A 12,554-nucleotide genomic window follows, 5' to 3' on the forward strand; every position below is an offset into this window, starting at 1 on the left:
CTTCTGTTCCTTTTCAGCTGTATCCATTGCTGCGTTCAAACCGAAAATCACACGTGTGTGAGCCGGTGGGGAGGGTGCCCCGTCGGGTAAAGGTAAAGTTGAGCCGGTCGCCCATTTTGGGGTACACGACGTTGTCGATCCTGCACCAGGGAAAGCTCCAGGCGGGGTTGCCGTAAGCTTTGGCAACCTCATGGATAACACAGAAATGGATGTGAAAGGAGAGGGCATTTTGTGTGTCTTCGATGATCTCCGTGTGGTGTAGCCCTTCCTCAACCGCTGCCTGGACCTGGGCCTTGGTATACTCGGCAAAGGAGCGGAAGCTGTCATTGCATGCCTTGAGGTCGCTTACCGGAACAGCAAAGAGGTTGACGGTGGACCCTGTTTTCAGCAGTGCCGCCTCTGTCCGTTCGTGGATATCCGTCACCAGGTCCCTGGCTTTTTCCATGCCGAACCGTTCATCCAACACCTTCATGAGGGCGATGAAGTCAAAGGTTGATTCAATGACCGCCCGGGGCGCGCCTCTTTTTTCCAAGTCGAGCCAGTCAGCCTGTTTCATGTGCCTCACTTCGTCGCGCCACCGGTAGAGCACCTTGGGAATGCCCCTGATTCCCACCTCGCGGCGCAGGACGCCCAAGATCTGGCAGAACATCTTTTTCTCGATCTTTTGGAACTCAGGGCCTGCAAGGGAGTCCACGAGTCCGTTGCCGTAATTTGCCATGTGTTCAATATTCATGGGTGCCTCCTTTCATTCCGGGGTTCATGTGCAACTTACCAGGGATGGAGAGAAACGGCCCGTGTGTGACGAATACTGCAACCCGTCATATGCCGTTCCGGTGGACAGGAAAAGCGGTCCCCCAAGGCGAGGCTGTGGCATGTAACACCGTGATAAAGGGCAGAAGCGCGGGCCGCATGAGGCGACACGGGAGCAGGAGGCACCGTTACAGGCGGTTGAGCGGAGCGCCGGGGATGCCGGTTACGAAATCGAAAGACAGCGAACACGAAGGATGAGAGGGGTGATCGTGGGGCGATGGGTACGGGGTGGTTTCGTCACACCGTGTTCCAGGTTCTTGGGACCCCATAGGACATTGATGCAAACCCGGCGTTTTTGGCCAGTACCGGAAAGCGCATCGCAAGGGGTGCCGAAGAGCTGGTGGGATGGTTGGCCGGCTTGAACAGAAAACCGGACCTATTTTACAGTTTACCTGTTTTCCGCCCCATGGGGCAAATGATCTGCGCATCTTGCCGTCATTGGAAATGGATACGGAGGAAAAAAGGAAGGTACTATCCGGATTGCGGTTGCTTTTGACGGTTTCCTGGCGGGCAGTGGCCAGCGGGAGTCATACCTGTAAATATACAACGTGATAGACCGTTTTCGGGGAGAGAAATGAGGGGCCTGTATTGAATGGCAAAGAGATGGGTGTTATGGTTCGTTTTTTCTGTGATGAATATGGGTAAATGGATTCCTCTCAACCTAATTTAAGGTGAGATGGTATGGCACCTTATGGAAATGCGCCTTTTGTATTGAGGATGTGTATGGGGTTGAGAGACAGCAAAAAAATTAGGAAGAGATCAAACCGATTAAGAAATATCATCAAGTACTGTTTAGGCCTGGACAGGTACGGTTTACTTGAAAACTCGAGAACCGATTTGAACATAAGCAAAAATGTGACCCTGAGCAAGCTGAAGCATATCCATTTCAAGGACCATATTTTCATTTCCAACAACACATCCATCATCACCAACGAAGTACAGCCCCGCTACCATCGGAAATTACGCGCTACCGGCGATAACGCTCATGATCATCGGTGGAAACCATGATATCTCCAACAAAGGGCTCCCCATGATGCTGCAGGGCGAAGGCAAGCAAGGGACCATCACCATCGAAGATGATGTCTGGATCGGTGCAGGATCGATCATCCTGGCAGGTGTGACTATCGGAAAAGGCAGTGTCATCGGTGCAGGCAGTGTGGTGACCAAGGATATCCCGGAGTACAGTGTCGCCGCCGGAAACCCCGCCAGGGTTGTCAAGAAGAGGTGAGGCCTTGGGGGCTACGAACATACCGGAATGTACCACTTAGGGTTCATGCGACCAAAGTCGCGGCGCAGGTTGTGTCTGAGCCCCTTTTTGGAATCAAGGACAACGGATCCGGTGTGTTGCCTTGAAAACACCACCCAGTGCCAGAACGGCTTGACGTTTTCCATGCGCCATTTGATGGCCAGCAGCGCCTTGTCCGGCAGCTCCTCCCAACCGGTAAAGGGCATTTTGGTTTGCCCCACCAGACCCCCGAACTCAGAGAGGAGCCTTCTGACATGCCCTGTCTCAGACCATAATGCCTTGTCGCCAGCAAAAATTCCCATGCGGTTGGCCATTGCTTCAATTTCACAGCCGATACCCGCCAAGGCCGCACAGGCAGCAATGCCGCATCCTGTTGTCTCTTCCTGAATGACTGGTTTCATTTTTTCATGCATGTCTTTGGGGTGTGTTGCGTGTCGTAAACTTAACCATCTGGCGTTTTCTGTGTCTTCAAAAACGATACCGGAGCACCTCAGCCAGGTCGTCCAGGACAATGTGCCCAAGGGCCAGGAGGTCTTCGGTCGGCTGTATCATATCCGGAATTTGTACCACGGTCATTCCGGCTGATACGGCGGATTTAACGCCGTTGCTGGAGTCTTCCAGGGCGAGGCAATCGGGCGGAGACACGTTGAGCCTGGTCGCTGCGATGGCATATATCTCCGGGTCCGGCTTTCCTTTACTCACGAGATCGCCTCCCACCACACATTGGAAGTAGGTTAAAATTCCTGAATCCAAGAGCCTTGTGCGAGCCAACTCTGTATCTGACGACGTGGCCACAGCCATGGGGATGTTCGACTGGTGTAGCGCCGTCAAAAGTTGATCCGCTCCTTTTTTAGGGGCACGGGTTTTTCGCTCATGACTCTTGAAATGAGCTGTTCCCATTTTGAGCTGAAGGCGTGATAGGGAACAAGGCCGTCAAGGGCTTTCGTGAGAATGGCCCTGCCCGTCACAGCGTTTGTTCCCAGGCAACTTTTGAATACATCAGACAGGTCCCCGAGCCCAAAGTACGAGCATGTCTCCGGGAACGATGCGTAGTAGAGCCTCTCGCTATCAAGCAGAAGCCCATCCATATCAAAAATGACAGCCTTGAACTTTCGCATGTTTATTCCTTAGGTCTGGGGCGTCAGAGGTGTTTCAGTGAGGCCATGTGAGACACGGGGTAAAGCCGGGCCAGAAATTCCCCGTTTTCTGTTTTCTCCAGTTCCTCCGTGTGCCACCCGCAGCCAGAGGCCTTCTCTGACAGGGTATCGAAATCCACGTGCAGCCAGCGCATCCAGGGGCCGGTGCGGCCTTTGAATGAGAGGCGGAATTCCAGCTCCCCCGGGTACCCGGGGCTGTCGGTGCTCCCCTGGTTCAGGGCTTCGTCCACGGAGTTGGCCAGCAGCTGCCCTCCGGGGGCGAGAAGGGAGGCGCATGTGCTCAGCAATACGGGGATCCGGCTGACGGTTTCGCAGATGCCGATGGTGTGCCCCAGCATGAGGATGGTGTCGAAGGCCTCTTCCGGCATCTCGAAAAAATCGCATTGCCTGATGTCTGTTATCCCGCGTTCTGTAAGGATTTCAACGGCCTGGGGGCTGACCTCCACGGCCGTGACCTCATGCCCTGAGGCCTGAAGCGTCACCGCATGGACCCCGCTTCCGGCGCCCACGACCAGAATCCGGCCGCGACACCACGGGAGAACCTTTTCCGTGGGATAGAACGCCTCGGGGCTTCGGAAGAACTCGGAAACCGGGATGGAGGCGATGCGCCCGGATCTGTATTCATGATCGAGCCGGGCATCCCTGTCCCCCCGCCAGTAGGCAAGGAGGGCGTTGCCAAAGGGCTCAAGGGCTGGGTGGTTTGTCGTTTTCATGGTCTTTGTGTCAGCTCACGGGAAGCCTGACCCCTTGAGGATCCTTTACGACGCAGAAACGACCCACGTTGGGAATGTCCGTGGGCGGAAGAACGATCTCACCACCGAGTTCTTCTGCCTGTTTTGCCGACAGTTCGACATCGTCAACCGAAAGATACGGGTCCCAGCATGGGGCAACGTCATCGGGGACGTTGCCCTCCTTGAGCATCATCCCTCCCACAAAGACGCCACCTTTAAAGGCTGTGAGGTATCGGTTTCCGTAGATTGTCTTGGTCTCGGCAAAGCGCCACCCAAACAGGTTGCCATAAAACGCTTTGGCAGCTTCCAGGTCGGTTGGACGAACTCGTTCAGGCTGAAAAAGCCGTGTTTCTTGGACGGGTCCGTCATGGTTAGTCACCGATTTGCTTTTCGGGTTGGTCACGGGCTGATCCACTTGCCCTTTGGGCTTTCGATATCAGCCGGGACGTGAAGAGATGTTGATGCGTGCCATGGTGCGCGTGTCACACGCCCTGCACCGGTTTATCTTCTTTGACTTACAGCGGTTTAGCATAAGGAGGGACTGCAGGCAAGGGGCTGTCGCCAGGGCTAACGCATTAATATATTTTAGTCTCCGGAGTCCCTGTCGGTGGGCAAACTTTGAAAAGTTTGACAATCAGGCTTCGTTTTTGGGGCGTGCCCCAGCAGTGCATCCTCATTTTCATGTTGTTGTCTATCAAGGCACTTGTCTCCAGTCTCGCAGGGATTATTTCAAAAAGAGAACCGACGGAGGCAGGCTGAATAGCTACACAGGGATATCACCTCAGTCTCTCTGCTAGAAAATTCGGGCAGGGGGATCCATATGCGGCGGTGACGATCACGGTTGGCGCAGGCCTCTGTGGCTACTGCGGGGTTTCCTGATCAATGGCCTCACAAAACGATGCGATCTGCTGTTCGCCGTAATGGCTTTCGACAGTAAAGGAGCGAAGGGGGCGCCGGAGAACAAGCCGGGAAAACAGCCTGAAGATTCCGATTAAATGGAGCTCATGGTAATTGCTGGAAAGTCCCAGTGTGGACGCAGGGACTCCCCCTGCTTTTCGGATTTGCCCGGCCATGGGGGTAAAGATAAAATCAAGTTCAAAGACGTTCAGGGGCGGCCCTCCGAAGGTGGCAAAAGCACTCACCGGCTTGTGCCGCAGGCCCTTGATCTGCTTGAGATACCTTGCAACAGGGTAGGAGGTATAGGCCCACTTGGGGCCGCCGATGCATACATGATCAAAGGCCGATACATCCGTAAAAACAGGCGGCCGGATCGCTTCTTCCGGCTGATGGTAGCTGTTTACCCAGCGGCGGTAAAAATTGGAGCAGATTAGCGACAGCCCGACCAGAGGATACTGGTGGATCTGCCGGAAAAGGAGGTTCCAGCAACTCTTCGGGTTGACCACATCAAGGATCTCCCGTTGTACACCATGGCCTCGGGATGTGAGGTCGCGCGCAATATGGTCTGCAAGTTTTTCGGTACAACCGGTTCGGGAATAACAGACAATCAAGATCTTCATGATGCCTCTCGCGTGGAGCGTGATGAGTCTGTCGCCATATGGGCCCTGTTACGGTTTCGTACCAAAATATCGGGTCTTTGTGAATGCGTAGACCCACTCGTCTGCATAAAACTCCGATCCGTCTGGAACCGAGTGGAGGGTTTTCCGGTACCTCATTCCAATTTTTTCCAAAACCCGTACGGAGGCGATGTTTAGTGGCTTGACTCCGGCAACGATCTCTTCAAGTTGCAGGTCGGAAAACCCATAATCCAGAACAGCGCTGGCCGCTTCGGTAATGATGCCTTTGTTCCAGTGGGCCGGTGTCAGCCCATAAAAGATTTCTGTTTTATCGGGCTCCGGCTCAAAGGGCTGCAATCCGCACCAGCCTATGATTTCACGGGTCTCTTTCATGTGGATCGACAGGTTTGTTCCGGTAAAACCCGTCTCAATATTGCCTTGATCTCTTTTGATGAACCATGTGATGATTTCCTCAATATCCTTGAGGGACGGCACATCCTCCGGAAGGTAAGTATAAATCTTCGGATCATGAAGCGCTTTTGCGAATGCTTCCGCATAGTCAAGGCGAAAGGGCTTTAATTTAAGCCTGTGGGTTTCAATATACAAAGATGCATTCCTTTTGAACGATTGCGTTATGCCGACGCCGAGCTCGACGAGGAGGGCCTGCTGCACCGTGGCGGCGGGTTCGGCACAATGCGTAACGTAAGATGTTCATGTACGAACAGCATAAAGAGCCTTCCCCTCTCACTCTCTCATTTTTATTGTCTACTTTGATCCGGTTTCAGGTGACGCCCGTTTCTTTAAGGGCTTGGATCTCTTTCGGAGGGTAGCCCAGTTCCGCAAGCACTGTCTCTGTATCCTGGCCAAAGGAGAAGGGGGCGGTGCGGATGCTCCCCGGGGTTTCGCTGAGTTTGACGGGCACGCCGATGGTTTTGACGGGCTTGTTGTTGCGGTTGCGTGACTCCACCACCATGCCCCGTTCCCGGAACAGCCTGCTGTCCATGGCCTCGGAGAGGGAGCTTACCGGGCTCCAGCAGAGGTCCATGGCCTTGAATCGCTCAGACCAGTGGCCCAGAGGTTCGGATTTGATAAGGGCGGCAACGGCCTGGATGATCTCCTCCCGTTTTTCGTCGTCGAACTGCAGGGCCTCAAAGCGGTCAAGGCCCGTGGCGCGGCAGAAGGCGCTCCAGAACTTGGGCTCCAGGGCGCCCAGGGCGATGAACTTTCTGTCGGCGGTTTCATAGGTGTTGTAAAAGGCGTAACGGTGGGAGAGGAGGGTGTCGCAGCGAGAAGGCTCGGTGCCCGTCTCTTGGCCGATGTTAAGGGCCAGGTGCATGAGGGCCAGGGTGCCGTCGGTGATGGAGATGTCGATGTGCTGGCCCATGCCAGTGCGTTCCCGGTGGAAGAGGGCCAAAAGGATCCCGGAGACAGCGCTTAAGCTCCCTCCGGCAACGTCGGCCACCTGAAACCCGGGGACATGCGGGGCTTCTCTGGATCCCATCAGATCCAGGGCCCCTGCCGCGCTGAGGTAGTTGATGTCGTGTCCCGGTGCATCGCGAAGGGGGCCGGTCTGGCCGTAGCCGGTGATGGAGCAGTAGATAATACCGGGGTTGACTGCTTTGACGTGGTCGTATCCCACACCCAGGCGATGGGTGACGCCGGGGCGGAAGCCCTCGACGATGACATCGGCCCGGGCTGCCAGCTCAAGGAAGATGGTCTTGCCCGTGTCGGACTTCAGGTTAAGACTTACGTGCTCTTTGTTGCGGTTGATGAGGTCTGGAAAGGCGCCTTGGGAGGCGTAGCGCGGATCTTCAATGGCGATGACCCGTGCGCCGTGGTCGGCGAGCATCATGGTGCACCAGGGGCCGGGAAGGAGCCGGGACAGGTCGAGGACGGTGATGCCGGACAGTGCGCCGGTGGTCATGGGCTCTCCTTGTGTGTTTATTTTCGGAGCGTAAAATCCGAGATCCGTCACCTGCTTTATGGTAGACTATGAGCACAGGGGACAAACGGGGATGCACATGATTCGGGGCGGCTCGGTCAGGTTTTACTTCACCCAGGCGGGCCGATCACATGTTTTGTAACGTAGACTGTAGACGAATGCATCCCATGTCACAACACATTATTTTACGACAATCCGGGGGGCGCGTACCTCCCTGGAGTGTTCAGCGAAAGGGGAGCTTATGAAAGTCGTATTGCATATAGATTCCGATAAGGAGAGGCGCCTGCGCCTGACGTTAAACAACATGAAGAACCTTCTGGCGGCCATGGAGGGGCGTCCCATCGACGGGGCCGTTGTGGTGAACGGGCCCGGGGCTCAGCAGGTGACGGCGAGCATGGACATGGAGCTTTCGGAGCTGGTTACCAGGCTGGCGAATCAGGGCATCGTCTTTTTTGTCTGCAACAACTCCCTGGTCCAGTACGATATCACCCCCGAGGTGCTCCATCCGGCGTTCAAGGTGACGAGGGCAGGGGTTCTCAAGCTGGTGGAACTCCAGCGGGATGGCTACGCGTACGTGAAACCCTGAGAATCACGGACACAGGGAACCCCTGCCTCGGCAAGGGTGGTCGGTGAGGTCCCGGCAGGGGACGCTTTTTGTAAAGAGACTCTATTTTTGAAAGAGATCGTACGAAACAGCGATAAACAAGGGTCAATCTTATGTTTTTCAACAGGTTATCCCCTGACGTGATCGTCGGGGGAGACTTGGTTTTATCGCCGCGAAATAATGCGTACGAACGAAAACACCCGGAGCTGTCAAATGCTCAGGGTGTTTTGCGTTGTGGGGGGAATTGTGGCACGTTCGCGCACATTATATATTGTATACAAAGTGACTACTCAAGGTCGCGAAGCAGCCGTTTCAGAAGGACCCGTTCTTCCAGGCTCAGGTGAGCCAGGGTCTCTTCGTTGGCGTCGGCACGGACCTTGAAAAGATCGTTGACGATGCTGGCGTTGGCCTGTTCAGTCAAGAGGATACGCTGGACCCGGCGATCGTTCTCATCGCTTTTCTTGGTGATCCAGCCACCGTCGATGAGCCGGTCGAGGACCCCGGAGACCGTGGCGTTGTCCAGAACGAGACGCTGGCCGATTTCACTGGCGGTGAGTCCGTTGTTTTCGTAGATGGCACCGAGGACGAGCCCCTGGACCGTGGTGAGGCCATAGGGCTTCATGCGTTTTTTCAGGTTTCTCTGGGCTTTCTGGTTGGCTTTTGCCAGCAGAAAGACAATGCATTCGTTGTACGTAATTTCTGCAGTCATGGTGATGTCCGTTGGTCGGGTGTAATCGGGGCCGCCAAAAGCCGGGTCGCACACCTGATATCCTGCCCGGCGCATGCGGTGGCTTGGCGTCTGATGTCTGGAAATGTGGGTTGTTGGCTTTCGGAAGTGTTTCTAAGATTGATTTGTGCGCAAAGTATCCTGCAAGCTCTGTGCCTGTCAAGGGAAAAGAGACAGTTCCCGGTGAGGTGATCACCATCCGGGCAAGGCCCTGTCCAGGGACACCTTTTCGGAACAGTTGTCAAACAGGTTTTTTAAGGTAAGGTTCCATGCCGCAGCAAAGGAGGTGCCTGGGGGGGCGTGTCGGGGCTGGGCCATGTAAGATCAACAAAAAAAGCGCGCCATGGGAAACCATGGCGCGCTTTTTTAACTAAGGTGCGGTGTAACTATTCAGATTGCTTAGAACCGGTAGGAGAGGGTGGTGCCGACGTTCAGCACCGTGCCGTCGGCAACGAGGCTGACCGGGGCGCCTCCATAACTGGGGTTCAGGGCCTCGCTCTCCCCGTTGATGGTGCGTTTGCTGGGGATGTCCGCGTAGCTTGCCGCAATGTCCAGGGTGAAGTCTCCGAAGGTGAAGCCCGCGCCCAGGGAGAAGGTGTGCTTGTCCCCGTCGGGCCAGATGAAGTCAAGGCTTTCGTCGGGCACGGGGGTGGGATCCCAGACATAGCCGCCGCGAAGGGTCACGGTGGGGTTGACGGTCCACTCCATGCCGATGCTGTATTTGGTGGTGTCGTCCCAGTCGCGGCGGATAATCATGGCCTCGGTGGTTCCGGCCTTAAGCGGGGTACCGGGGATGGTTTGGGTGTAGGTGATGTATTGGCTCTGGGTGTCGTTGATGCTCCACCGGGTCCAAGTGGCGTCCGCTTCCACGAGCAATCCTTTTTTTGCACCAAATCGATACCCCACACCGGCCTGAACCTGCTCGGGGTGATCGTAGTCCAGGGTGACCTTGCCGATGTTCATGCCACTCATCTTGAGATCCCCTTCAAAGTCTGCATCGGTGCGGCTCCGGTAGGTCAGGCCCATGGAGAGGCGGTCCGTGGCCTGGTAGAGGGCGCCGATATTGCAGGACACGTTAAAGTCGTCGGTGAGCTCGGCTTCAAAGGGTTTACCGTATATCAGGTGTATGAAATCCGCACCGGTTTCGGAGCGCCCCAAAGAGATCCCGGCACCCAGGGCAAGCTTTTCGCTGACTTTGTACGACAGGGCAGGGGTGACGGTGACCCGCTGGTAATACGCCTCGTAGTTGTTGTGGGCCCCGGGGTTGGTTTGCGGGTTCTTGTCCCATTTGACGTGCATGCCCCAGGGCACGCAGAGGGTGATTCCTGCGGCCAGGCGGTCGGACAGGGGCATGGCTGCCCCCAGGTGGGGAACCACAAGGGTCCCGGTGTCGTCGGAGAAGTCGGTGGGGGTTTCCAGGTGAGGAACTCCCGCAACGCTGTAGTCCTCCACCTCAATGTCCGGGGTGGTGGTCAGGACACCGGCGGACATGGTGGCGGTGGTGGCCCGGGAAAGGCCCGCCGGGTTGTAGTAGGGCGCAAAAACGGGGGAGGGGGCGGCGCTGACAGCACCTCCCATGGCAGTGGCCCGGGAGCCGATTCCGTATGTGTCGACCATACCGGCCCACGTCGGGAGTGCCGAAGTGAGGGTCAGCAGGGCAGTGAGGATGGTCAGGGTTCGTTTCATGGGGCCTCGACATGTTTTCATAAAAAGTTCGTGGGTGCACCGGGTGGTTCCGGTCTTTCCAATCTGTTGCGGTGCGGTGCACCGGTATGACTCAGAAAGCATGCCAGAGCCCCATGGAAAGGCAATATGGAAAGAATAGAGGGGGAATATAGGGTTGAAACCTATATTTTAGAATAGCGATTCTATGAAATCGCTTTGACTGGCAGGATGTTAATGAAGATGGGAAATCGAGGTGCCTGTGTTATGTCGCGAACGATGTTTTGTCACCACGTAGGTTTACGAAGTTGTGTGGCATTCTTTTTTCTGCCGCGGCAGGTGGGAACGGTGATTTCACTCGAACGGGTTTTTGAGTGTTTCCTTGAAGAGGGCTCGGCAGCCAGTAGCTCCCCTACCGAGCTGCGAACCGATTCCAAACCGGCTCCAGCACCTTAAGGGGTCCTCGCTCCGCAGGCTGCCCCACGTATACGAATGGATGAATCGGCACCTACCGGGTCAATGAGAGGAGCTGGGTGCGCAGGTTGGCCCCGCTGTTGTTGAGGCCCAGTTTCTTGCGGATGTTGTTGCGGTGAAAGTCGATGGTCCCCTTGGAGAGGTGGAGCATGGCGGCCATTTCCTTGGAGGTGTGGCCCTGCCGGATAAACTCGGCAACCTTGAGTTCCATGGGGGTGAGGTTGATAAAGGGGGAGGCCAGGCGCCGGGTGAACGGGGAGATGATCTCCGACAGGCTTGTCATGGCAGCGTCCAGGTGCTTTTTCTGGGTGGGGGTCAGGGGGTGGTCGGTGACCTTCTCCAGGGAGGGGAGCACCAGGTGGCGCAGGGTGGCGGTCATGTTTTCACCCAGCTCTTCCTTGTCTTTTTCCCGCTGGGTCAGAAGGGCCCTCAGGGCTGCCTGGCTCTCTTCCAGGCGGCTTACCTTTTCTTCGACTTCCGCCTTGCGGCGTTTCAGGGCCTTTTCCATGCGCACCTGGCGGGTGACGTCCAAAAAGGTCCCGGCCACGGTGAGGACATGGCCGTCGGGCCTTTTTTCCACGGCTTTTCCACGGGTGCTCATCCAGAGCCATGCACCGTCGCGTCCCTTGAGGCGGTGGCGTACGTGCACGGCATCTGTTTCGCCCTTAAGGTGCAGGGTAAACGAACCGGAGACAAAGGGGCGCTCCGACGGGTGCAGTCGGTCCAGAAATTCGGCCTGGGGCATGGATTCTCCGTTCTTTACGCCGAAGCGCTGGCCCCAGCCCCGCTCCAGGGTGACCACTTTTTTGTCCACCCGCCAGTACCAGACACCGAGCTCTGCGCCTTCCAGGGCCATGATCAGGTTTTCTTCCCGGTTTTTCAGGTCCTCTTCCCGTTTTTTCCGGTCGGTGATGTCCACGGCAATGCCGTGGAGCCGCACAGGCACATCGTTCTCCTTGATGAGCCGGGCCCGGGTGGAGATCCAGATATGGGAACCGTCCTTTCGCCGGACGCGAAACTCCAGGGCTTCGGTGAAGCCTGTTCGCTTTTCCGGGTTGCCGAGGATGCCGGTGGCATGGGTTTTCTGGTCTTCCCGGATCAGCTCGAAGAAGTTGAGGCCGGGAAGTTCGTGGCGCTGGTAACCCAGCATTATCAGGGCCGTGTCGTTGGCGTCGATGAAGTTTCCTGAAAAATCGATGACGTACACCGCATCCAGCGCCTTCTCCAGAAGGCCCATAAAACGGTCGTTGAGCTCCAGTTCATGGATGCGCTGGGTGAGTTCCCGGATTTTGGCGTTTTGGTCCTGCATGGGGGCTCCTGATGAAACGGTTTTTTCCGGTTGCTCACACCGGGAAAATGAAGCTACCCCTCCTGGTGGCAGATGTCAAATGAAGGGTGTTGTTTTTACAGGATCCGGATATGCCTCCCATTAAGACATGTTGAAGATCCTTGACAGTGCTTCATGACGGTTGCTGCTCGAGGAACACGAGTTCCATTCGGGCCATGGGGCAGCCGCGATGTCCGAGGCCTCAACCCGCTGCCCGGCGAACCCCGTCGGCGGATGCGCACACCACCGAAACCCCCACCCCAACCTGGTGAAAATAAAGAAACGGAGTAACTATTCAGTTCAAAAGCGCCTTTGGCGGCCCTGCCGGGGGCCAAACTTTCAATCCGCCTTCGCCCAAGG

The 12,554-nt window shown here is 56.1% G+C and carries 14 protein-coding genes; 2 read left to right on the forward strand and 12 right to left on the reverse strand.

Annotated elements, in window-relative coordinates; genetic code table 11:
• Positions 1–13: 13 nt before the first annotated feature.
• Positions 14–733, reverse strand: coding sequence for an L-2-amino-thiazoline-4-carboxylic acid hydrolase (locus tag ACOYW1_RS01345; RefSeq protein WP_482421369.1), 720 nt, complete (start codon positions 731–733; stop codon positions 14–16).
• Between the two features lie 1,062 nt (positions 734–1,795).
• Between ACOYW1_RS01345 and ACOYW1_RS01350 the strand changes: the two genes are divergently transcribed.
• A complete protein-coding gene (locus ACOYW1_RS01350) occupies positions 1,796–2,038 on the forward strand; it encodes a DapH/DapD/GlmU-related protein (protein ID WP_482421370.1) in 243 nt (80 codons plus the stop codon).
• An 11-nt stretch (positions 2,039–2,049) separates the two neighbouring features.
• Here the strand turns inward: ACOYW1_RS01350 and ACOYW1_RS01355 are convergent, their stop codons facing one another.
• From ACOYW1_RS01355 to ACOYW1_RS01390, 8 genes are all read right to left on the reverse strand, one after another.
• Positions 2,050–2,457, reverse strand: a complete 408-nt coding sequence (locus tag ACOYW1_RS01355; RefSeq protein WP_482421371.1) for a hypothetical protein — start codon at positions 2,455–2,457, stop codon at positions 2,050–2,052.
• 67 nt (positions 2,458–2,524) lie between these two features.
• The gene (locus ACOYW1_RS01360) at positions 2,525–2,956 is read right to left on the reverse strand and encodes an HAD family hydrolase (RefSeq protein WP_482421372.1); all 432 of its coding nucleotides are present in this window, start codon (positions 2,954–2,956) and stop codon (positions 2,525–2,527) included.
• Complete coding sequence (locus tag ACOYW1_RS01365) at positions 2,884–3,174, reverse strand: HAD hydrolase-like protein (RefSeq protein ID WP_482421373.1); 291 nt, start codon at positions 3,172–3,174, stop codon at positions 2,884–2,886. Before ACOYW1_RS01365 ends, ACOYW1_RS01360 begins: the two co-directional genes overlap by 73 nt.
• A 23-nt stretch (positions 3,175–3,197) precedes the next feature.
• Positions 3,198–3,926 carry a class I SAM-dependent methyltransferase gene (locus ACOYW1_RS01370; protein WP_482421374.1) on the reverse strand — a complete coding sequence of 243 codons (729 nt, stop codon included), beginning with the start codon at positions 3,924–3,926 and terminating at the stop codon, positions 3,198–3,200.
• A gap of 10 nt (positions 3,927–3,936) precedes the next feature.
• The gene (locus tag ACOYW1_RS01375; protein WP_482421375.1) at positions 3,937–4,347 is read right to left on the reverse strand and encodes a VOC family protein; all 411 of its coding nucleotides are present in this window, start codon (positions 4,345–4,347) and stop codon (positions 3,937–3,939) included.
• A 457-nt stretch (positions 4,348–4,804) separates the two neighbouring features.
• Positions 4,805–5,461, reverse strand: coding sequence for a flavodoxin family protein (locus ACOYW1_RS01380; protein ID WP_482421376.1), 657 nt, complete (start codon positions 5,459–5,461; stop codon positions 4,805–4,807).
• Positions 5,462–5,509: 48 nt separating this feature from the next.
• Positions 5,510–6,064 (reverse strand): GNAT family N-acetyltransferase, encoded by a 555-nt coding sequence (locus tag ACOYW1_RS01385; protein ID WP_482414882.1) that lies wholly within the window; start codon positions 6,062–6,064, stop codon positions 5,510–5,512.
• A 175-nt stretch (positions 6,065–6,239) separates the two neighbouring features.
• On the reverse strand, positions 6,240–7,382 hold the full coding sequence (locus ACOYW1_RS01390) for a CaiB/BaiF CoA transferase family protein (protein ID WP_482421377.1): 1,143 nt from the start codon (positions 7,380–7,382) through the stop codon (positions 6,240–6,242).
• 259 nt (positions 7,383–7,641) lie between these two features.
• Between ACOYW1_RS01390 and ACOYW1_RS01395 the strand changes: the two genes are divergently transcribed.
• A complete protein-coding gene (locus tag ACOYW1_RS01395) occupies positions 7,642–7,986 on the forward strand; it encodes a DsrE family protein (protein ID WP_482414884.1) in 345 nt (114 codons plus the stop codon).
• 304 nt (positions 7,987–8,290) lie between these two features.
• Here ACOYW1_RS01395 and ACOYW1_RS01400 read toward each other — a convergent pair whose 3' ends face one another.
• From ACOYW1_RS01400 to ACOYW1_RS01410, 3 genes are all read right to left on the reverse strand, one after another.
• Complete coding sequence (locus ACOYW1_RS01400) at positions 8,291–8,713, reverse strand: MarR family winged helix-turn-helix transcriptional regulator (protein ID WP_482414885.1); 423 nt, start codon at positions 8,711–8,713, stop codon at positions 8,291–8,293.
• Between the two features lie 417 nt (positions 8,714–9,130).
• Positions 9,131–10,417: an OmpP1/FadL family transporter gene (locus tag ACOYW1_RS01405; RefSeq protein ID WP_482421378.1), complete on the reverse strand. Its 1,287-nt coding sequence runs from the start codon at positions 10,415–10,417 to the stop codon at positions 9,131–9,133.
• Positions 10,418–10,901: 484 nt separating this feature from the next.
• Positions 10,902–12,176, reverse strand: coding sequence for a helix-turn-helix transcriptional regulator (locus ACOYW1_RS01410; protein WP_482421379.1), 1,275 nt, complete (start codon positions 12,174–12,176; stop codon positions 10,902–10,904).
• Positions 12,177–12,554 lie beyond the last annotated feature (378 nt).

The organism is Desulfoluna sp. CYM3A (assembly GCF_056829965.1).

Bases quoted from the DNA above. Each gene is read 5' to 3' on its own strand.
- ACOYW1_RS01345 (WP_482421369.1), bottom strand. From the start codon at position 733: ATGAATATTGAACACATGGCAAATTACGGCAACGGACTCGTGGACTCC.
- ACOYW1_RS01350 (WP_482421370.1), top strand. From the start codon at position 1,796: ATGATCATCGGTGGAAACCATGATATCTCCAACAAAGGGCTCCCCATG.
- ACOYW1_RS01355 (WP_482421371.1), bottom strand. From the start codon at position 2,457: ATGAAACCAGTCATTCAGGAAGAGACAACAGGATGCGGCATTGCTGCC.
- ACOYW1_RS01360 (WP_482421372.1), bottom strand. From the start codon at position 2,956: ATGGGAACAGCTCATTTCAAGAGTCATGAGCGAAAAACCCGTGCCCCT.
- ACOYW1_RS01365 (WP_482421373.1), bottom strand. From the start codon at position 3,174: ATGCGAAAGTTCAAGGCTGTCATTTTTGATATGGATGGGCTTCTGCTT.
- ACOYW1_RS01370 (WP_482421374.1), bottom strand. From the start codon at position 3,926: ATGAAAACGACAAACCACCCAGCCCTTGAGCCCTTTGGCAACGCCCTC.
- ACOYW1_RS01380 (WP_482421376.1), bottom strand. From the start codon at position 5,461: ATGAAGATCTTGATTGTCTGTTATTCCCGAACCGGTTGTACCGAAAAA.
- ACOYW1_RS01390 (WP_482421377.1), bottom strand. From the start codon at position 7,382: ATGACCACCGGCGCACTGTCCGGCATCACCGTCCTCGACCTGTCCCGG.
- ACOYW1_RS01395 (WP_482414884.1), top strand. From the start codon at position 7,642: ATGAAAGTCGTATTGCATATAGATTCCGATAAGGAGAGGCGCCTGCGC.
- ACOYW1_RS01400 (WP_482414885.1), bottom strand. From the start codon at position 8,713: ATGACTGCAGAAATTACGTACAACGAATGCATTGTCTTTCTGCTGGCA.
- ACOYW1_RS01405 (WP_482421378.1), bottom strand. From the start codon at position 10,417: ATGAAACGAACCCTGACCATCCTCACTGCCCTGCTGACCCTCACTTCG.
- ACOYW1_RS01410 (WP_482421379.1), bottom strand. From the start codon at position 12,176: ATGCAGGACCAAAACGCCAAAATCCGGGAACTCACCCAGCGCATCCAT.